This window comes from Candidatus Alkanophaga liquidiphilum, from assembly GCF_053996935.1.
The window spans coordinates 1-17648 of record NZ_JBMXYC010000018.1 but is presented as its reverse complement, the minus strand read 5'-3'; the positions used below and the strand labels follow the sequence as shown (position 1 = coordinate 17648).

Below are 17648 nucleotides of genomic sequence, written 5' to 3'. Positions count from 1 at the left end.
AGACGTTCTTCCACTAACGCTCAAAACTCCCAAATAACTTGGATGCCAACGATTTCTTCTCGACTACGCATACGTTTTTAAAACTGCAAATGTCGCAGCGTGCGTGCTCGCTTTTCTCGGGAAACATGCCTCCTTTTATCCTCCGAGTCCTTTTTAACGCCCGCAAAGCCTCTATTTTATCCCGCCTCCATATCAAAACTTCCCTAAACTCCCCCGCTCTCACGTATTCCACAAGCCCCTTCTTAACAACAGTCGAAGACTTCTCCTCTAAAAGCAGGGCGTATGCTGCAAGCTGCACCCTGTCCGCATGCCATACGCCAAACTCTGGGCAGCGAGCCGATGCTCGCACGATACAAGGTGTTAACTCCTGGCGCTTGCCATAAAAAAGCTTGTCAAGCACGCCGCTCAGCCCCAACCGCTCGGAAACTAAGAATACGTCCCTCGCACGCTCCTCCTCGAAAAATCTACCGTCTTTCAGTATTTTCTCCAACCAACCCTGCCTCTCAAGCTCTACGGCGAGCGCCGCCCTGCTCTCAGCAAGCAAGCTTGAAATGTGGGAGGCATCGGCGACGCTCAGAAGTTCTTGAAGCTCGTCCCGATACGCCACCGCCACTGCTTCCACCGCTGCATCTAATATCTTATCTACAAGTGCAGCGGCATCACCATCCGCATCGCTTCCTTCTGAAAACAAACTAGGCAGCACGTGCGCAATTTCTTTGAAAATGATGTTTTCAAGCGACCTTCTAAGCTCATATCCCCTGCTAAGAAAGTAAACCTGGCGAGGACAGTTCAAGAAAATGCCTATCTCTGAAACCCTCACGTCCATCTAACAAAGTTGTTTAAAGTTTTTTATGTTGCTTTATCAATTAGGGAGAGATGCTGCCGAAGAAGTTTTTCGTAACGACGGGCGTCGGCATGGACGAAGACCCGTTGAACGCCTTTGACTGCGCACTGCGGGACGCTGGCATCTCAGAGTGCAACCTTGTGCTCGTGTCCTCGATTCTACCAAGGGATGCAACGCACGTCGAGCCCGTGCGCATCGAACCCGGCACGATTACGTTCTGCGTCCTCGCTCGGCAGGACGGTAACGCCGGCGAGATAATCAGTGCGGGCATCGGCTATGGTTGGCTTTCCGACGACAGCGGACGGCGAATACACGGCGTCGTCTGCGAGCACGGCGGCTTCCGTTCCAAAGAATTCGTGAGGGGGAAGCTCGAAGCCATGCTCTGCCGCATGGCGAAAGTCCGAGGGCTGAACCTTGAAGAAAAGCGAATATATGTGGAATCCGTGGAGGTAGAAGAGGGGAAGTGCGGCTCTATCGTCGCCGCTCTCGTCTTCGTCCCCGAGCCGTAGTATTACTTGCTGTTTTTGGCATATTTTTCACTGCCTTTAGACGGAAGTGAACTACCCCCCGTTAAAACGGGTGGCTTCCCCCAGATAAACACGCCACTACGACTGGGGTCGGGCGGTTCACGCGCCCCGCTGCCACCCATCTCACCTTCCTCAGAGCGGGAAGTCTTTTGACGGGCGGCACATTCTACACAGGGGACGCCTGTGCTTAAAATAACATGCATTCAAGGCATAAAAAAACTTTCCCTCCCACCTCCCCCCCAATTCACCGATGAAATCGGTGGTCCTCTTAGCGACATTTTATAGAAAACACAAGCAAAAACAGGACGCAGACCACCATAAACACCAAAGAACTCACCTTTACAAGCTTAATGCACTTCCTGACGTGCTCGTCGTTAGGAAACTCGAAGCGTTCGCCGACGACGTAGTGCCCAGCTTTCTCAAGACACACCCGTAACGCCTGCGCCGCCGCACGAATCGGGGGCTTCACAGCCCCGTCGCCACCTGCCGCCGCCGCTGGCTGCAGTTTCAGAAAGCGTGCTGACACGAGAAGGAGTGCAGCTGCAAGCCTCTCAAGAGGAGCATTTAGCACGTCGTCGAACTTTGCCGAGAACCAGCCGAAGTGCTTGTAACGTTCGTCTTTGTAGCCGAAGACGGCGTCTAAGGTGTTCACCACCCTGTAAAGCATGGCGCCAAAAATCGCAAGGGCTGCGTTGTGAAAGAGCGAGCCGAAGGCGCTGAACGCCGTGAAATAAAAAAGCGGCGAGATTACGCTGTCTGTCAGGTTTTCTGCTGTGGACTCAATGGTTGCGGAAGTGAGATGCGGAACGTCGAGCTGCGAGACATCCCGACTCACGATTTTAGCGACTGCCACCCGCCGCTTTTCCATGTTGGGGGAAAGTGTGGCGAGTGCAAACCGCTCCAGTCCCTTAACCGTAAACGTCATCTTGAAGACGAGGACGCCGACCACAACATATGCGTAGCGGAGCGGCGGCGGCAGGCAGAGCAGATAGCCAATTAGTAGGCAAGGCGTTGCGAACACGAAAATTACGAAGACTGCGCAAAGCACGCCGAAAAGCTTTTCCCGACGGATGTTGCCACGTTGCACACGAACGTCGAGGAAATAAGCAAGACGGCTTATCCAGACGACGGGATAAAAACGCTGAACGCTCTCCGGCGGGTCGCCGAGCACGAGGTCTAAGGCGAATGCCGCAACGAGAGTTAGGGCGTTAAAAACTGCAACTTCGAACGCCGTTGGCAACGCGGGCATCCTTACATGACTCGTGTAACTAAGATGCCAAAATGTTGCCGACAGCTCCCTTCAACTCCTCAAATCCCCTCTTCACCTTTGCCTCTCTCAATTTCACTTTTTTCTCATCATTCTCCAGCATTTTCCTCCTCTCTTCAAGCCCCCTCTCAACCTCAGAGGGTGAAGGGCCTCCCCTCACATCCCGCATCCTCACGTTCTCTTCCAAATCCAAAGCGCGATGCACGTCCTCGGCGGAAAGTCCCCGCCCGCTCAACTTCTCCCCCCAAATCTCAAGAGAGAGCACGTCCAAGACTTTAAGGACAGTGCTGGCGTCAGGAACAGCATCAGCTGCTTCTCCTCCAAGCTTCTTTGAGAGCTCCCCTACAATCTTGTGAGCCGTCCTGAAGGGCATTCCGGTCTTCCGCACGATGACGTCCGCAAGCTCCGTCGCAACTGTAAAACCCCACGCTGCCTTCCTCTGCAACTCCTCAACATTCACCTCCGCGCTCTCAAGCATGCCCCGCATCACGGATATTGACGGCAGTGTCGTCCTTACCGCCCTTAAAAGGTGCGGCGTCACCTCTTGCAAATCTCTGTTGTAGGAGTAAGGCAGCGCCTTGCATATTGCGAACGCTGCCATCATGCAGCCTAAAACGGTGCCACAGCGTGCCCGCACGAGCTCCGCGAAGTCAGGATTCTGCTTTTGCGGCATTATCGAGCTGAAGCTCGTGTATTTGTCAGACAACCTCACGAAACGAAACTCCGGCGTGCTCCAGAGGATTAACTCCTCCGCAAGCCGGCTCAAGTCTGTCATCAGGATTGCGAACGCCGAAAGCGTTTCGAGCAGGAAGTCACGTGTGCTGACAGCATCCATGGAATTTTCGAGCACGTCATCGAAGCCCAGAAGCTCGCAGACACGCTCCCTGCTTACTTTGAAGCCTGTGCCTGCGAACGCCGCCGCCCCTAGCGGGCAAAGGTTAACGCGGCGATACGCATCTAAGAGCCGCTCGAAATCTCTAGAAAGGGCGTCAAAGTGCGCAAGGAGGTGGTGGGCGAGCGTCGTTGGCTGTGCGTGCTGCAGGTGCGTGAATCCCGGCATTATAGTCGTCGTGTGCGCCGTCGCAAGCTTTAAAAGCGCTCGGCGAAGCTCGTTAAGCGCATTCAGCACCTTCAAAAGTTCATCTCGTAACGCCAGCCGTATGCACGTCGCAACCTCGTCGTTCCTGGAGCGTGCGGTGTGCATGCGTCCGCCAGCCTCGCCCACGAGCTTTATCAGCGTTGCCTCGATGGCAGTATGCAAATCCTCATACTCCTCCAGTTTTATGAGAGCGATGCCGCCTTTTTCTATCTCCTGCAAGCCATTTAAAATCGTGACAGCGTCTTGCCTGCTTAGTATCCCTTGCTCGCACAGCATCACGACGTGCGCCTTGTCCACGAGAACGTCCGCACGGAAAAGCCACTCGTCCGCCTCAAGTGACCTCAAATACTCCATGCTTATATATGCGCTGCGATAATCAAGATACTGCCCGCAAGATTTAAAAGTGAGTAAAGGGTTAGCATAACAAGAGGTTAGGAGGAAAGAGAGATGCCAGAGAAACCACATATGAATTTGGCAATGATAGGACACGTGGACCATGGCAAATCCACGCTCACAGGCAGACTGCTCTACGAGACGGGTGCCGTGGACGCGCATACGATTGAGCGCTACCGTAAAGAGGCAGAGGCAAAGGGCAAGGCAACCTTCGAGTTCGCATGGATACTGGACAGGTTGAGGGAGGAGCGGGACCGTGGGCTCACGATCGACATTGCGCACCAGAAGTTCGAGACCGACAAATATTACTTCACCATCGTGGACTGCCCTGGGCATAAAGACTTCGTGAAGAACATGATTACGGGCACGTCGCAGGCGGACGCCGCCGTTCTCGTCGTCGACGCTAAGGATGGCATCATGGAGCAGACGAAGGAGCACGTCTTCCTCGCACGGACGCTTGGCGTGACCCAAATAATCGTCGCCATCAACAAAATGGACGCCATCAATTACAGCAAGGAACGTTTCGAGGAAGTCAAGAAGGATGTTGAAGACCTGTTAAAAATCGTAGGATTCAAGTCTGAAAACATTATTTTCGTGCCCGTCTCCGCATACCACGGAGACAACGTGACGAAGAAAAGTGAAAGAATGCCCTGGTGGGACGGCCCCACGTTCATCGAAGCGCTCAACAGCCTTAAGGAGCCTGAGAAGCCCATCAACCTCCCGCTTAGGATTCCTGTGCAGGACGTCTTCTCAATCACGGGTGTCGGCACAGTCCCAGTTGGCAGAGTAGAAACAGGACGCCTCCGCAAGGGCGACAAGGTCATTTTCAACCCGCCTGCAAAGGTTGGCGAGGTCAAGTCCATCGAGATGCATCACGAAGAAATCCCAGAAGCTATCCCCGGCGACAACATCGGCTGGAACGTCCGTGGCATCGCAAAGAACGAAATACGGCGGGGTGACGTCTGCGGGCACCCAGATAAGCCGCCGACCGTCGCCGACGAGTTCACAGCGCAAATCGTCGTGCTCCAGCACCCCTCAGCCATCGCCCCCGGCTACACGCCTGTCTTCCACGCTCACACCGCACAGGTTGCCTGCAGAATTGTTGAGATTCTGAAGAAGCTCGACCCCCGCACAGGACAGGTCATCGAGGAAAACCCGCCGTTCATTAAAACTGGCGACGCCGCCATCATAAAAGTCAAACCCACCAGACCGCTTGTTATCGAACGTGTCAAAGAAATCCCGCAGCTCGGCAGGTTCGCCATCCGCGACATGGGCATGACGATCGCCGCGGGTGTCGTTATTGACATAAAGGAGAAGAAGATAGCAGCTTAGTTGGGGTTCGGCAGATGCCGCAGCGAGCGCGTATAAAACTCTCAAGCACCGACCATAAGAAGCTCGACGAAATCTGCCAGCAAGTGCGCAGGATAGCGGAGACCACAGGCGTCAGAATCTCAGGACCCATCCCGCTGCCGACGAAGCGGCTCGTCGTGCCCGTCCGCAAGAGTCCGGACGGCGAGGGCACCGCCACGTGGGAGCACTGGGAAATGCGCATACACAAGCGGCTCATCGACATCGACGCAGACGAGCGGGCGCTCAGGCAACTCATGAAAATCCCTATACCCAAAGACGTGCATATTGAAATCGTGTTGAAGGGCTGAGCTCTAAGTTTCCTGTCTATCAGGAATTATTTCTTTTTTTATACTCTTTTGAGTTCTTTGAGCTTCATTATTATATTCTCAGCAGCAGAATACGGATCCGTTTTCTTCTCAACAACACATTTTATTATATCATCGAGCTCACCGCCCCTCTCCAACTCCTTCATCAAACGGTCCATGAGCTCGCTTCGCACAATATCCAGAACCCTTACCTTACTCCGCCTATAATGCATTTTTTCTACCTCGTTCGTCTCACAAATATGCGCTTGGTGCCTCTCTATCACATGGAGCAGCTCTTTTATTCCAACGCCTGCAGTGGCGATTGTCTTTATTATCGGAGGGCGCCAGTCTTTCTTGTCGCTCATGTCGAGCATCATCTCAAGCGCCATGACAGTCGCATCAACGTTTTCCAAATCTGCCTTGTTCACGACAAAAATATCGGCGATTTCGAGGATGCCCGCTTTTATCGCCTGGATTTCGTCGCCCATGCCCGGCGTTACGACCACGATTGATGTGTGGGCGGCGTCCACAATATCCACCTCCGCCTGCCCGGTTCCGACGGTTTCGACTATGATGAAGTCCTTGCCGAAAGCGTCAAGCAGGCTGATGGCATCGTGCGCCGCTCTCGAAAGCCCACCAAGCGAGCCCCGGGTGCTCATGCTCCTTATGAAAACGCCCTCGTCGGTGCTCTTGCTTTGCATCCTTATGCGGTCGCCGAGGATCGCGCCGCCCGTGAACGGGCTCGTTGGGTCTATTGCTATTATCCCAACGGTTTTGCCACGAGCCCGCAGCTCGCCGGTGAGCTTGTCGACGAGCGTGCTCTTCCCAGAGCCCGGTGCGCCCGTGATGCCGACGACGTAAGCGTGCCCGGTGTAAGAATGAATTCGCCTCACTATTTCGCGTCTGAGTTGCGGGCGGTTTTCAACGAGCGTGATGAGCCTCGCCAGCGCCTTCCTGTCGCCGCTCAAAAGCGAGTGCACGAGCACGTCCACGTCGTCCTTGCCCATCTCGCCTCTCCTTCTTAACGCTCTTTCTCTCCAACACGCCGTCTTATAAATTCAACCATTTTGTCAGTGGGCGTCCCCGGTCCGAAAATCTCAGCAACGCCCAACTCTTTAAGCTTCTCCTCATCAACCTTAGGAATAATACCACCGACGAGAACGATTTTGTCCTCCACACCATTCTCCTTAAGTAACTCCAACACCCTCGGAACCAAAGCCATGTGCGCCCCCGATAGGATACTGAGCCCGATGACGTCCACGTCCTCCTGAATTGCGGTCTCGACGATCTGCTCAGGAGTGTTCCGCAGCCCCATGTAAATCACCTCCATGCCGGCGTCCCGTAACGCACGGGCTACGATTTTTGCGCCCCTGTCGTGCCCGTTCAGTCCGGGTTTCGCTATTATGACCCTTATCTTCCTTTCCTCCTCCATACGCCCTCGCCTCTAACTCCCATGTCTGTTTTATTTAATAACACATGGAGATTTCTGCCTATTAAGAAAGATACGGCGAATAAGTTATTTATAATGAGCGTCGCAGTTTATGTTGAACGGCGGGCACGTTAAGCCCAAATCGGCATAACGCCGCTAAACCGTGAGAGAACAAAACCGAGCCAGGGTGGCAGAGTGGACTAATGCGGTGGCCTCGAGATGAGGCGGACGGGAGAGCCACTGTCCCGTTCGGGACGCTTGGGTTCGAATCCCAACCCTGGCGCCATGCCGGGGTGAGGTAGGGGTTATCCCTTGGGACTGTGGGCTCGCACGCACAGCACCGCACGAGGCGTGCGGGATGGGCATCCCAAGACCCGAGTTCAAGTCTCGGCCCCGGCCTTGCTTCTAACTTGCTGTTGGAGCGGCGTTACAAAAACCTAAGCAAGAAAGCTCATACTTAGGGATGAGATGAATGGCGTAAGATGCCGAAAGTGCTATATAACATACTGTATGGGGGCAGGAAGGGGACGAGATGCGGAGGAGGACTAACACCTTTAAACTGAAGCCCACAAAGGAGCAAGAAAGGAGGCTTTTCGAGTTGGCTGATAATTGTCCCGATTATGGAATGAAATTAATTATAAGCGGAGGAGGCGTTCTTCAGTGGAGAAACAAAATAGATTGGAACACCGATGAAGAATACGGCAGGTATAAGCGGTTGGTGGGTTCGGCGACGGCACAACAAATAATAAGAAAGAACAACGAAGCTTGGAAATCATTTTTTGCTCTGTTGAAGCAGAAGAAAGAGGGGAAGTTGCCTCCGCACATCAACCGGATAAAACCACCCGGATACTGGAAGACCGCAGGAGAGGGGAGAAGGTGTTAAGAATTCTCATTCGTAATGATTGCTATAAGTTGGGAGCTGACGTGTTAAAGTTTGGCGGAATGAAGATTAAATGGAGCCTCTACATCAGCCAATCGGAAATAAAAAGGCATACGTCGACTTGGGAGTCAAATGCCCGATAATGGAAAATGTAGAAGGCAAAACATGGGGTTACAGAGCGAATTCAATGCTTGCGGACTGGTGGTATCTAACGAGGGAGATAGCGAGGGTGCAGGAAGAGTTAGAGAAGATAGGGAAAAAGAGCAGCAAGAAACTGAGGAAGTTGTACAGGAAGCGGAAGAGGCGGTTTAGAGATAGTATAAACAAGGAAGTGGCGGATTTCGTCAGGAAATGCTGGGAGCTTGGAGTGGCGGAGATGGTATGCGGCGGCGACCTGCGAGGAATAAAAATGATGCAAAGTTCAACCCGAAGGCAAATGCATGACTCATAATTTCTGGCCTTCCAGCTATCTATATAAGGGGATAAGCGAGAAGGCGGAAGAATACGGAATAAGAACGAGAAGGGCGGATGAAAGGGGCGGCACAAGCAGCGAATGTCCACGCTGCGGTGACTCAAAACACGTAACAAAGAGAGGCAGACTGTTCAAATGCATGGAGTGCAAGATAGAGGCGCACAGAGACGCGGTAGGGAGCGTAAATATAGGGCTCGCTCAGGGGGAGAGACTCCCTGCGGGAGTCGTTAACAGGGCGGTGGCTCGCCCTCTGCTCCTTGAAGCAGAAACTTCTCACGCTTTAGCATGAGAGGATGTCAGGTTCGTTCAATTGGCGCACGTGCGACGTCAAGCAGATGTTCCAACACGCACGGCCACATTCAGTTGCCTATCGTTAATATTAATCCAAACTAACTACAAATACATTTCAATGGAACATCTCAGCTCTGACGAGACGAAGGAGTTTTGGGACGGTCTACGGCGGCGCAAGCTGCTTGCGCCGAAGTGCAGGCGTTGCGACGAAGTTTTCTTCCCGCCACGATCGCATTGCCCGTGTTGCCTTAGCAGAGAGAAGGATTGGGTGGAGCTCAGCGGCGAGGGCACGCTTTACAGTTGGACCGAGATTAAAATCGGCGAGGAACCTTTCGTGCTTGGCGTCGTGGAGCTCGCAGAAGGCATCGGACGCATGGTCTCAAAAATAAATGCGGAGCCTGAGGATTTGACCATGGGGATGGCGCTGAGAATAGCTTATGAGGACGCTAACGCCCTCACGCTCTTCGTTTGGATGCCAACCCAAACTTTTAAATAGGGAGAGAAGAGAAAAACTTCTGAGCCGCCGTAGCTCAGCTGGTAGAGCGTCCGGCTGTTAGCGTTGCATTGATGCATGCGTAGTGTTCATGCGTTAATGTTGCACGGCAGAGACCGGACGGTCACAGGTTCGAGTCCTGTCGGCGGCGTCACCCCTCGAATGGAGGTGAAACCATGCGGACCATAACCCGTATATTCTTGGGCTTGGGCGGGCTCCTGTTTATCGTGGACGGTGTGCTGAAGCTCTATAATCCCGAATTCGTGGTTCCAGTCGTCAACCAGACGCTGCCCTGCGGGCTTGCCCTCCTAATCGTAGGGCTCGGAATCCTACTGCTCGCCACGGAAAAATAACCCTTTTATTTTTCTCTTTTTGATAGGGCAGTTAAGGCTGAATACCCCCATCGCACTCATTCAATAACCAAATACTATCGCTCTAATACTTTCGCCCAAAGAGCAGTTGGGACGACACACCTATTTCTGCACGTCAAGCATCGCAACCCTTTCAAGGACGAGCAATCCAAGTTTTTCCCCGCCAACCGCCTCCAGTTCCGCATCCGTTATGCCAAAAAACTCCATTAGAGGCTTTTTTTTCCTATCTGAAAGCCCAAGAACGGCGTCGTCACGCTCCATAATTCCCAGGATTTCGTCCCTCGCGAGCTTGACGTTGTCAGCGTCGCCCACGAGCGTCACCGCCACCTCTTTCGTGTTTTCAGAAATGCCCATTTCCAGAGCTTTGCTGACGTGCCGCCGCCCCGCCGCATACAGCAGAATCTCGATGCTGAAGTCGTTGGCTATGCGTCTCTCACGCCGCCTCGCCCGCAGAGCCTTATCGACAGCCGCCCGAAGATGCTCGACGCCTGCCACTTTTAAAGCGTCGAAGACCTGAATAGTAACGTTATGCCGTCTCGCAATGTTCTTTAGACGTGAGAGGAAGGAGTCCACGTCCTTTACTTCCGCACGTCCTCCGAAGACCTCACAGGCTTCTGCCATCAGCAGGGTTAATCGCCGTTGGGACATCTTAACTTTTCGGTAAAATCTTAGACGAAGATTTTATGAAAGATTTGCCCACGTCCTTGTGAGTATGGGGGAGGTGCCCGTGCTAACTAAAGCCACGTCAAAGAGTAAGTCTTTAAGGACAACTATACTGATAGGGATCGTCAAACAGTTTAATCTCTCAGAAGGAAATAAACTTAATTGGTGAATTAGGGTTGGGGATGGGAAGCTTATAATTGTTGTGAGACCACTAAAGAAGGATAAGAAAAAACATGAAATTAAATAGAATAATAGAAAAGTTAGGGATGGAACCAATTACCAAGGAAAGTTTTCGGATTTTCCTTGGTAGTTTGAAGACTATGCTAAGATGCAGTGCTGAGAAAAATCTGGAATCATTAATGACATGAGATGCACCAGTACTGCCCAACTTAAAGAAATTAGACTCTGATGAAATTAGATTCGTAGAATCAGAGATTCCGAAAATAAACATCTCCATTGAAGAATGCCAAATTCAAGTTCAAAAATTAATTCCTCAAGAAACGAGGAAAAAATTTGCTGCTTACTATACAACAAGGCGTTTACTTTATGGCGGCGGTAGCTCAAGAGTATTTAAAGCGTTTTAGAGGGGGGAAAATCGTTCTTGCGGTCCATAACGGCGGCGATCAAAAAATAGGAGTTGAAAAAATACAGAGAATTTGGGGTATCGAGCCATTACCCTTGTCCGCTTTAGTCGCATATGCATCATTACTACACGCAACAAATGGAAGAAAGGACGCTATCATCGTGATACTGGAGATGCTTTTAAAGAAATACCTGAAGTCTCCTCACCGTTCATCCAGTCTGAACTATTTAAAGCAGATATTATCCTAACAAATCCGCCATTTACCCGACGGAAATACTTAGAAAAAAGTTATCGGGACTATTTACTCAAAATAATAAACGGATTATGGTATGAAGAATACATATAGAAAAGAAGTTAATCTTAAGACTCTATCTATGCAGTGGTCTAATTGCGTCTGTGCTTTCGACATCCGCGTTTTACAAAAAGTGATTGTGAACATCAATAAAATATTAAACAAATCCCTTCCGCCCTTGTGGGATCAACTATATGAGAAATATAGGTATGAACTTGATTTGTCTGTAGCTGAACTCATTGAAATTAAAAATCCTGAAAAAAACATTGAGAGTTTATATCAAACATTAATCGATAGAGCTTGTTAATTTAACATGTTCCGTAAATTTCGATTATGAAAATTTGAATCGCAACTAATTATCGAAAAGTCCCAGTAGGTTTTTGAGATTATTATGTATCTCCCAGCACTCTTTTTCTCTGAATTGTGATAGCCGCCAAATCTTATAATCTTTTTGTCAATGAAGCTTATGTTATTGTTTGTAAATTCTTAGCAACTTGCAATTCTTTTTAAGATTAACACCGTAATGAGTCCTGAAATTTTCATCAGTATTTATTATGTTAACAATGTCCCATTCGCAATCTAAACCTATTCTACTTCTTTTTGCCTCTTTTTAAACTTCCTACCACCATTAACTGTAACTCCAACGGAATCTCAGCGAGAGATTAAGATTGCAGCGTAGCCCACGACTGCAGAGAGGTCGCCGGTGACGTCGCCGCTCGTCGCATATTTTGCAAGCTCGCCACTCTTGGCGCCGAGCGCCTTTGCCGCGAAAAGCATAGCGCCAATTGGTCCGACACCGCAGGCGCTCACATTCCGCTCGTAGATTCGGCGGTAGAAATCGTTAACGTCGAGACGGGTGATGGCGTCGATGACGTAGAGGTCATTGCTCCTCGCAACGTTGTCCGGCTCGTAGTGCGTGAAGTCCGAGGACGCAAGCACCACGATTTTGCGGCGGAGCCTTACGGCGGCTTCCACGATCTCGCTGGCGACATCGCTTGCCGTCTCAGCGTCGCTCAGCGCCATGCAAATTGGCACGAACTTGAGGTCGCCAAAGATGAACTGTAGGAAGGGTAATTGCACCTCGATGGAATGCTCGTAGCGGTGAGCGGTCTCGTCCACGTCTATGATGTGACGGGGCAGCGCCTCCACAAACTCCACGTCAACAGCAACTTCGCCGAGCGGCGTGCTCCACGTGTCCTTAGAAACTGCAACGGCAGAGCCTATGAGGTGGTGGTTCGGCCCCAGTATGACAAAGGTATCAGCTCTTGGAAGCTTTGCGTAGGCGTGAGCGGCGACTTTTCCTGAATACATGTAGCCGGCGTGCGGGGCGACCGCTCCAACTATTTTTGCGTCCGCCCCCCTCTTTATACCTGAGAAACACGCCTCTAATCTTCTAAGGAGGGACTCCTTCGTCCCCTCATAAAACTGTCCTGCCACCGCTGCCCGTCTCATTTTCATCACAACTTAGCCTCAAAATCCTCGACGGTGTAGTTGAAAACAAATTCTTCTTCCTTGCCCTCTCTGCGCAACCGCTCCCTAATAAGCTCTCGAGCGAGCAGCCAGTAAATCATTGCGAGCGCCTTCCTGCCCTTGTTGTTCGTTGGAATCACCAAGTCAACGTTCGCTGTCGAGTTGTTCGAGTCGCAGAGTGCTACTATCGGGATGCCCGTGCTCACGCCCTCCTTGACCGCCTGCTCGTCGCTTATGGGGTCCGTAACTATCAGGACGTCGGGCTCGCAATAAATACGCAGTGAGGGGTTCGTGAGCGTTCCCGGCACGAAACGCCCGACGATGGCTTTTGCGCCCGTCGCCTCTGCGAACTTGGATGCAGGGCGCTGCCCGTATTGCCTCGTGGCGACCACTAAAATCGAAGACGGCTCGTAATTCGCGAGAAATCTCGCAGCCGCCCGCACACGCTCGTCAGTCATCCTTATGTTCAGTAAATAAAGTCCGTCGGGACGCACCTGGTAAATAAAGCGAGCCATGTCCCCTGTTTTCTGCTGTGTTCCTATATGTATGCCACTCGCTAAATATTCGCTCACAGGTATCAGGATGTCCTCCGTTCTCGTTTCTGCTCCTCCTTCCATGCCCTATCCCAAATACCTCTTGCGTGGGAAGTTTTAAATAACCTTCGGCAGCATAATTAAGAAGAGTGTATATCGTGAGAGGTTGTTTATGAGCGAGGAGATGGATGTAGAAGGACTCCGTGAAGTTATTCAGGTGGTAGTAATCCCGGACAGGCTGCTTGGGGATGAGACTACAGGGAAGCTGCTTGAAGGACTGCGGAATGTCGAGGGCGTGAAAGGAATCATACTGCAAGGGCCATATTACATGAAAAGGAAGATAAAAGTAGGCGACCAAGCGTTTGAGACTACTGTGAAGGTTGGCAAGATATTCGTAGAGGTCGAAAACGAAGGTCTCATGGACGATATTGAAAAAGTATGCCGTGGCATTTTACCTTTCGGCTTTTACACGCACATAAATAAGTATTATGCGAAACCAACAAGCGAGCACTTGCAAAAGAAACCTACCGTGAAGGACCTGGGCGTCATCAAGAAAGAATAAAGAATAAGCGTTGGTTAAGCTCTCCCGAAGTGGTCTTTGCCCACATACTCCGGCACCCATGTCGCCGCTCGCTGATTGATGTTCGGTCAACGGTGATGTGGACAGGACTCTCAACTACGAATGTTTTTTTTCTCACAGAGGTGGAAAGAGCTCATCGCTGCTGCTCGTAGTCAATGCTTTCTTAGCGACGCTGCTGCCAGCGACCCGAAAAAAATAGCGGAAAGGATTATAACTATGAGGGCGCTCGTCGCAAATGGCACGTAAAACGAAATAAGGAGGCCTAAAATGCTTGAAACGAGGGCGAAGGCTATGGAAAGCAGAAGCATGCCGCGCAGAGTCTTTGAAAGCTCGTAGGCGGCGGCTGCGGGCGCCGTGAGCATAGCAAACACGAGAAGGACGCCGACGCACTTTAGGGCGACTACGACTGAAATAGCGATGAGCGTCAGCATGAAATAATGGTAAAACGTGGCGTTAATTCCAGAGGCGAGGGCGGCTTCGAAGTCGAAAGTGATGGCTTGGAACTCTCTGAAGAAGAGCGTGACAGCAGCAATGACGACGCCGGCAAGCGCCGCCATGAGTGTCAGGTCGAAATTGGAAACTGCGAGGATGTCGCCAAAGATGAGCGCCCAAAACTGCACCGCATATTCCTTAAGGAGCGAGATGAAAAGGACGCCGAGAGCCATGCCGAAGGCAAAGAACACACCAATCGCCACGTCCATGCGTTTTGCGGAGCCCTTCTGCCCTGCGTAGCCGGCGACGAATGCAAGCAGCAACGCAAAAAGCAAAGCGCCGAGCAACGGGCTCACGCCGACGAAGACCGCAAGCCCAATCCCGCCGAGGGCAGCGTGGGCGACGCCCGCACCCATGAATGAAAGCCCACGGAGCACGACGAACGTCGAGATTGCGGCGCAGGACACGCTCATCAGGACGGCCGCAAGAAGCGCACGCTGCATGAAGTCGTAGGAAAGCGGCTCAAGCAACGGCTCAAGCATGGTAATCGCCTATCGCCGCATATTTCTCGCCGTCAGCCGTGAACACACGAACGTCGGCGCCGTAAACTCGGCGCAGCGTATCCTCATCGAAAACCGTAGAAGCGTCGCCGAACGCAACGACCCGTCTCCGCAGGAAAAGGAAATGGTCAGCGAATCTGAACAGCGGATTTATGTCGTGCGTCACGAGAATAATGGTCGTGCCGCATTTTTTGAGCGAGTGTAACGTCTTGAGAATTATCTGCTGCGAGAGCGGGTCGACGCCTGAAAAAGGCTCGTCAAGCAGGAGGATTTCGGGGTTTCTGACGAGCGCCCGTGCAATGAGGACTCGTTGCTGCTGCCCACCTGAGAGTTGCGAGAACGACTTGCTCCTCAGCTCGCCGATGTGCAAAAGCTCAAGCGTTTCCGTGACGTCCGCACGGCGCAGCACCCTCGGCGGGCGTTGCAGCGGCAGAAACCCCATCCTCACCACTCCCTCCACGAGCACAGGAACGTCACGCTCCACAGCGTCGAGCTGCGGCACGTAGCCCATGCGGCGGCGCATCCTCAGAACATTCCTGCGGGTCAACCGCTCGCCGAAGACGTAAATCCCGCCGCTTCGTGGCTTCAGAAGCCCAAGTATTGCCCGCAGAAGCGTTGTTTTTCCCGCGCCGTTCGGACCGGCGACGCAAAGGAAATGCCCCCTGTGTAATGAGAATGAAACGTTTTCCAATGCGACGGTATCGCCGTATGCGACTGTGACTTCCTTAAGCTTTAAGACCTCTGCCTCAGCCGCCGCAGCTACGGACATCCTCCTCTACGCCTCCTAACTAAAAGCATCAGTAGTGCAAGAAGCGTGATTAAGACGCCAAAGCCGGGCGTTTCTTGTCCTTCGTTGCCGGCGGCGCTCTGACTTTCAGCTTCGGAAGCGCCGCTCAGGACTGCAAGCACCGCTCCGAGATTATAGTTCATCATTTCAAAGTAGCTTTCATTATCGCTGAGGAGGAGGGGTGTCGTCCAGACGACGGGGACACCCGTGTCTTTTGCGAGTTGCTCGGAAAGCCTGCCAACTGCACCCTCCCGCGCCTGAAGTGGGCAGACCACCGCCCGCACGCCCCCCTCCTTAATCTTACGCTCGATGTCGGCAAGCTTGCCCGCACTCGGCAACGCCCCCTCCGCCCGCACGAGAACGTCCGCAACCTCTAACCCCACCCCCTCCACAAAGTAACGCATGCAACTCGGTCCGAGGACGACTCTCGTGCCTTCAAGCCCGAGGCTCTCTACAAGAGTCTCGGCTTTCGCTCTGAAGCCCTCGGCACGAGCTTCAAAGCTTTGTAAATTCCTTTGGTAATATCCAGCATTCTCGGGGTCCGCACGCTCAAGCGCCCTCTCGATAGCTCTTGCAATTTTAACGGCGTTCTTCACATTTAACCAGATATGCGGATCGTTATCCTCTGAGATACTAACGCCCTCAGCCATGTAGTCGTCCCACGAGACGACTTCACAAGAGAGGTCCATGCCGCCGAGCAGCTGGTTGCGGAAGGGCTCAAGCTCGCCGATTTCCACGAAGACGTCCGCCTGTTCTACGAGTAGCTTATCAGCCGGCGTCGGCGCATAGGAATGCACGTCGGCGAACGGCGGGACGATGCTCGCAACTTCGACGTGTTCGCCGCCGATTTCCGCTGCGATGCTCGCAAGCACGTTTATCGTCGTCACGACACGCACGTCGGCGGTTGCGACGCCTGCAACTGCAAATAACAGCAGGACGGCGGCGCAGGACGTGACCCTCACAACCGACCACCAATTATTAAACATTGACTCAATTTTTAATAACAATATTTAAAGCTTGTGGGGGGCAGAGTGCTGTGCCGCAGAGAATGGCAACCAAGCAATCAAGCTGTGAAACTGGAGCAGACTGGTTTTACCATACATCTCGCAGAAAGCCTCGCAAGGCGGGGATGCGGCGGGTATGGAGGGCGGTGGTGATGAGACTTAACTCATTTCTCCATACCCATATCCATTGTATATAATAAAAACATAATAGTTGGTGGTGATGAGACGGACAAACACCTTCAACCTGAATCCGGGTAAAGAGGAAGAAGCGATACTGCATGAATGGGCGGATAACTGCTCTCGAATGTTCAACGAGATAAACTATAAACGCAGACAATCATTCTTCAGCGGCGAATTCGACTGGAACACCGACGAAGAATATCACAAATATAAGAAGCTTATAGGTTCTGCAACAGCCCAGCAGATAATAATTAAGAACAACGAAGCATGGAAATCATATTTTGCACTGCTTAAAGCCTACAAAGCGGGCAAGATAGAGGATAGACCTCATCCGCCGGGCTATTGGAAGGACAGGAATACGGGTAGGCGGATATTAAGGATACTGGTAAGGAGCGACACTTATAAGCTCGATAATAAGTATCTGAAGCTGCCGTTCAAATTAAAGGTTAAATGGAAGGGGAAAAACAGATGGGAGGGTAAGCAGGGGAGATTGGAAATAGTTTATGACGAGCTCTCGAACAGATGGGTATGCTATCAGCCAGTAGAGGTGAAACCTCTACATCAACCAATTGGAGATAAAAAGGCATACGTCGATCTGGGCGTGAAATGCCCGATAGTGGTGAATATAGAAGGGGAAACATGGGGTTATAAGGCGAACTCGCTGCTTGCGGACTGGTGGTATCTAACGAAACAGATAGCGAGGACACAGGAAGAGCTGGAGAAGATAGGGAAAAAGAGCAGCAAGAAACTGAGGAAGTTGTACAGGAAGCGGAAGAGGCGGTTTAGAGATAGTATAAACAAGGAAGTGGCGGATTTCGTCAGGAAATGCTGGGAGATGGGAGT

At 51.9% G+C, this 17648-nt stretch carries 22 protein-coding genes and 3 tRNA genes; 14 read left to right on the top strand and 11 right to left on the bottom strand.

The annotated features are described in order from the left end of the window. Positions 1 to 13: 13 nt before the first annotated feature. Complete coding sequence (locus ACXJJA_RS02375) at positions 14 to 826, bottom strand: CRISPR-associated protein Cas4 (protein ID WP_456486627.1); 813 nt, start codon at positions 824 to 826, stop codon at positions 14 to 16. A gap of 50 nt (positions 827 to 876) precedes the next feature. Here ACXJJA_RS02375 and ACXJJA_RS02370 point away from each other — a divergent pair, with 50 nt between their 5' ends. Continuing rightward, positions 877 to 1353, top strand: a complete 477-nt coding sequence (locus tag ACXJJA_RS02370; RefSeq protein ID WP_456486626.1) for a pyruvoyl-dependent arginine decarboxylase — start codon at positions 877 to 879, stop codon at positions 1351 to 1353. Positions 1354 to 1639: 286 nt separating this feature from the next. Here ACXJJA_RS02370 and cbiB read toward each other — a convergent pair whose 3' ends face one another. Together cbiB and argH are read right to left on the bottom strand one after the other, a co-directional pair. Beyond that, complete coding sequence (cbiB, locus tag ACXJJA_RS02365) at positions 1640 to 2620, bottom strand: adenosylcobinamide-phosphate synthase CbiB (protein WP_456486625.1); 981 nt, start codon at positions 2618 to 2620, stop codon at positions 1640 to 1642. Between the two features lie 19 nt (positions 2621 to 2639). Beyond that, positions 2640 to 4091, bottom strand: a complete 1452-nt coding sequence (gene argH / locus ACXJJA_RS02360) for an argininosuccinate lyase (protein WP_456486624.1) — start codon at positions 4089 to 4091, stop codon at positions 2640 to 2642. 93 nt (positions 4092 to 4184) lie between these two features. On the opposite strand from argH, the gene tuf reads away from it, so the two are divergent. Continuing rightward, a complete protein-coding gene (gene tuf, locus ACXJJA_RS02355; RefSeq protein WP_456486623.1) occupies positions 4185 to 5462 on the top strand; it encodes a translation elongation factor EF-1 subunit alpha in 1278 nt (425 codons plus the stop codon). 14 nt (positions 5463 to 5476) lie between these two features. Then, positions 5477 to 5788 (top strand): 30S ribosomal protein S10, encoded by a 312-nt coding sequence (gene rpsJ / locus ACXJJA_RS02350; RefSeq protein WP_456486622.1) that lies wholly within the window; start codon positions 5477 to 5479, stop codon positions 5786 to 5788. Between the two features lie 38 nt (positions 5789 to 5826). Here rpsJ and meaB read toward each other — a convergent pair whose 3' ends face one another. Continuing rightward, positions 5827 to 6792, bottom strand: coding sequence for a methylmalonyl Co-A mutase-associated GTPase MeaB (gene meaB / locus ACXJJA_RS02345; RefSeq protein ID WP_456486621.1), 966 nt, complete (start codon positions 6790 to 6792; stop codon positions 5827 to 5829). Positions 6793 to 6806: 14 nt separating this feature from the next. Further along, the gene (locus ACXJJA_RS02340) at positions 6807 to 7217 is read right to left on the bottom strand and encodes a cobalamin B12-binding domain-containing protein (RefSeq protein WP_456486620.1); all 411 of its coding nucleotides are present in this window, start codon (positions 7215 to 7217) and stop codon (positions 6807 to 6809) included. A gap of 178 nt (positions 7218 to 7395) precedes the next feature. On the opposite strand from ACXJJA_RS02340, the gene ACXJJA_RS02335 reads away from it, so the two are divergent. The 8 genes from ACXJJA_RS02335 (at position 7396) to ACXJJA_RS02300 (ending at position 9703) form a co-directional block, all read left to right on the top strand. Continuing rightward, positions 7396 to 7500 (top strand) — tRNA-Ser (locus ACXJJA_RS02335). Position 7501: 1 nt separating this feature from the next. After that, positions 7502 to 7613, top strand: a tRNA-His gene (locus ACXJJA_RS02330). A gap of 133 nt (positions 7614 to 7746) precedes the next feature. Continuing rightward, positions 7747 to 8097: a helix-turn-helix domain-containing protein gene (locus ACXJJA_RS02325; RefSeq protein WP_456486619.1), complete on the top strand. Its 351-nt coding sequence runs from the start codon at positions 7747 to 7749 to the stop codon at positions 8095 to 8097. A 139-nt stretch (positions 8098 to 8236) separates the two neighbouring features. Continuing rightward, positions 8237 to 8545 carry a transposase gene (locus tag ACXJJA_RS02320; protein WP_456486618.1) on the top strand — a complete coding sequence of 103 codons (309 nt, stop codon included), beginning with the start codon at positions 8237 to 8239 and terminating at the stop codon, positions 8543 to 8545. Further along, on the top strand, positions 8535 to 8855 hold the full coding sequence (locus tag ACXJJA_RS02315) for a zinc ribbon domain-containing protein (protein WP_456486617.1): 321 nt from the start codon (positions 8535 to 8537) through the stop codon (positions 8853 to 8855). The genes ACXJJA_RS02320 and ACXJJA_RS02315 overlap by 11 nt, the downstream gene beginning before the upstream one ends. 120 nt (positions 8856 to 8975) lie before the next feature. Further along, entirely contained in the window at positions 8976 to 9353 is a 378-nt protein-coding gene (locus ACXJJA_RS02310) for a Zn-ribbon domain-containing OB-fold protein (RefSeq protein WP_456486616.1), read from the top strand. Positions 9354 to 9376: 23 nt separating this feature from the next. Continuing rightward, positions 9377 to 9501: transfer RNA gene (locus ACXJJA_RS02305), tRNA-Asn, on the top strand. Positions 9502 to 9526: 25 nt separating this feature from the next. Further along, positions 9527 to 9703 carry a hypothetical protein gene (locus tag ACXJJA_RS02300; RefSeq protein WP_456486615.1) on the top strand — a complete coding sequence of 59 codons (177 nt, stop codon included), beginning with the start codon at positions 9527 to 9529 and terminating at the stop codon, positions 9701 to 9703. A 120-nt stretch (positions 9704 to 9823) separates the two neighbouring features. On the opposite strand, the gene cgi121 is transcribed toward ACXJJA_RS02300, so the two are convergent. Continuing rightward, complete coding sequence (gene cgi121, locus ACXJJA_RS02295; protein WP_456486614.1) at positions 9824 to 10342, bottom strand: KEOPS complex subunit Cgi121; 519 nt, start codon at positions 10340 to 10342, stop codon at positions 9824 to 9826. A 588-nt stretch (positions 10343 to 10930) separates the two neighbouring features. Between cgi121 and ACXJJA_RS02290 the strand changes: the two genes are divergently transcribed. Further along, positions 10931 to 11215 (top strand): hypothetical protein, encoded by a 285-nt coding sequence (locus ACXJJA_RS02290; RefSeq protein ID WP_456486613.1) that lies wholly within the window; start codon positions 10931 to 10933, stop codon positions 11213 to 11215. Positions 11216 to 11910: 695 nt separating this feature from the next. Here ACXJJA_RS02290 and ACXJJA_RS02285 read toward each other — a convergent pair. Further along, complete coding sequence (locus ACXJJA_RS02285) at positions 11911 to 12717, bottom strand: MEMO1 family protein (protein ID WP_456486612.1); 807 nt, start codon at positions 12715 to 12717, stop codon at positions 11911 to 11913. Further along, positions 12717 to 13346, bottom strand: a complete 630-nt coding sequence (rpsB, locus tag ACXJJA_RS02280; RefSeq protein WP_456486611.1) for a 30S ribosomal protein S2 — start codon at positions 13344 to 13346, stop codon at positions 12717 to 12719. The genes ACXJJA_RS02285 and rpsB overlap by 1 nt, the downstream gene beginning before the upstream one ends. An 88-nt stretch (positions 13347 to 13434) precedes the next feature. Here rpsB and ACXJJA_RS02275 point away from each other — a divergent pair, with 88 nt between their 5' ends. Continuing rightward, positions 13435 to 13824, top strand: coding sequence for a methyl-coenzyme M reductase operon protein D (locus ACXJJA_RS02275; RefSeq protein ID WP_456486610.1), 390 nt, complete (start codon positions 13435 to 13437; stop codon positions 13822 to 13824). A 170-nt stretch (positions 13825 to 13994) separates the two neighbouring features. Here ACXJJA_RS02275 and ACXJJA_RS02270 read toward each other — a convergent pair whose 3' ends face one another. Genes ACXJJA_RS02270 through ACXJJA_RS02260 form a run of 3 tightly spaced genes read right to left on the bottom strand, consistent with a single transcriptional unit; the run spans position 13995 to position 16607 of the window. Continuing rightward, positions 13995 to 14816 carry a metal ABC transporter permease gene (locus tag ACXJJA_RS02270; protein ID WP_456486609.1) on the bottom strand — a complete coding sequence of 274 codons (822 nt, stop codon included), beginning with the start codon at positions 14814 to 14816 and terminating at the stop codon, positions 13995 to 13997. Further along, on the bottom strand, positions 14809 to 15603 hold the full coding sequence (locus ACXJJA_RS02265; RefSeq protein ID WP_456486608.1) for a metal ABC transporter ATP-binding protein: 795 nt from the start codon (positions 15601 to 15603) through the stop codon (positions 14809 to 14811). Before ACXJJA_RS02265 ends, ACXJJA_RS02270 begins: the two co-directional genes overlap by 8 nt. Further along, positions 15594 to 16607: a metal ABC transporter substrate-binding protein gene (locus ACXJJA_RS02260; protein WP_456486607.1), complete on the bottom strand. Its 1014-nt coding sequence runs from the start codon at positions 16605 to 16607 to the stop codon at positions 15594 to 15596. Before ACXJJA_RS02260 ends, ACXJJA_RS02265 begins: the two co-directional genes overlap by 10 nt. Positions 16608 to 16845: 238 nt before the next feature. Here ACXJJA_RS02260 and ACXJJA_RS02255 point away from each other — a divergent pair. Beyond that, on the top strand, positions 16846 to 17648 hold an 803-nt coding region (locus ACXJJA_RS02255), incomplete at its 3' end, for a transposase (RefSeq protein WP_456486606.1).

Coding starts and splice junctions, on each gene's coding strand:
- ACXJJA_RS02375 (WP_456486627.1), bottom strand. CDS start 826: ATGGACGTGAGGGTTTCAGAGATAGGCATTTTCTTGAACTGTCCTCGC.
- ACXJJA_RS02370 (WP_456486626.1), top strand. CDS start 877: ATGCTGCCGAAGAAGTTTTTCGTAACGACGGGCGTCGGCATGGACGAA.
- cbiB (WP_456486625.1), bottom strand. CDS start 2,620: ATGCCCGCGTTGCCAACGGCGTTCGAAGTTGCAGTTTTTAACGCCCTA.
- argH (WP_456486624.1), bottom strand. CDS start 4,091: ATGGAGTATTTGAGGTCACTTGAGGCGGACGAGTGGCTTTTCCGTGCG.
- tuf (WP_456486623.1), top strand. CDS start 4,185: ATGCCAGAGAAACCACATATGAATTTGGCAATGATAGGACACGTGGAC.
- rpsJ (WP_456486622.1), top strand. CDS start 5,477: ATGCCGCAGCGAGCGCGTATAAAACTCTCAAGCACCGACCATAAGAAG.
- meaB (WP_456486621.1), bottom strand. CDS start 6,792: ATGGGCAAGGACGACGTGGACGTGCTCGTGCACTCGCTTTTGAGCGGC.
- ACXJJA_RS02340 (WP_456486620.1), bottom strand. CDS start 7,217: ATGGAGGAGGAAAGGAAGATAAGGGTCATAATAGCGAAACCCGGACTG.
- ACXJJA_RS02325 (WP_456486619.1), top strand. CDS start 7,747: ATGCGGAGGAGGACTAACACCTTTAAACTGAAGCCCACAAAGGAGCAA.
- ACXJJA_RS02320 (WP_456486618.1), top strand. CDS start 8,237: ATGGAAAATGTAGAAGGCAAAACATGGGGTTACAGAGCGAATTCAATG.
- ACXJJA_RS02315 (WP_456486617.1), top strand. CDS start 8,535: ATGACTCATAATTTCTGGCCTTCCAGCTATCTATATAAGGGGATAAGC.
- ACXJJA_RS02310 (WP_456486616.1), top strand. CDS start 8,976: ATGGAACATCTCAGCTCTGACGAGACGAAGGAGTTTTGGGACGGTCTA.
- ACXJJA_RS02300 (WP_456486615.1), top strand. CDS start 9,527: ATGCGGACCATAACCCGTATATTCTTGGGCTTGGGCGGGCTCCTGTTT.
- cgi121 (WP_456486614.1), bottom strand. CDS start 10,342: ATGGCAGAAGCCTGTGAGGTCTTCGGAGGACGTGCGGAAGTAAAGGAC.
- ACXJJA_RS02290 (WP_456486613.1), top strand. CDS start 10,931: ATGGCGGCGGTAGCTCAAGAGTATTTAAAGCGTTTTAGAGGGGGGAAA.
- ACXJJA_RS02285 (WP_456486612.1), bottom strand. CDS start 12,717: ATGAAAATGAGACGGGCAGCGGTGGCAGGACAGTTTTATGAGGGGACG.
- rpsB (WP_456486611.1), bottom strand. CDS start 13,346: ATGGAAGGAGGAGCAGAAACGAGAACGGAGGACATCCTGATACCTGTG.
- ACXJJA_RS02275 (WP_456486610.1), top strand. CDS start 13,435: ATGAGCGAGGAGATGGATGTAGAAGGACTCCGTGAAGTTATTCAGGTG.
- ACXJJA_RS02270 (WP_456486609.1), bottom strand. CDS start 14,816: ATGCTTGAGCCGTTGCTTGAGCCGCTTTCCTACGACTTCATGCAGCGT.
- ACXJJA_RS02265 (WP_456486608.1), bottom strand. CDS start 15,603: ATGTCCGTAGCTGCGGCGGCTGAGGCAGAGGTCTTAAAGCTTAAGGAA.
- ACXJJA_RS02260 (WP_456486607.1), bottom strand. CDS start 16,607: ATGTTTAATAATTGGTGGTCGGTTGTGAGGGTCACGTCCTGCGCCGCC.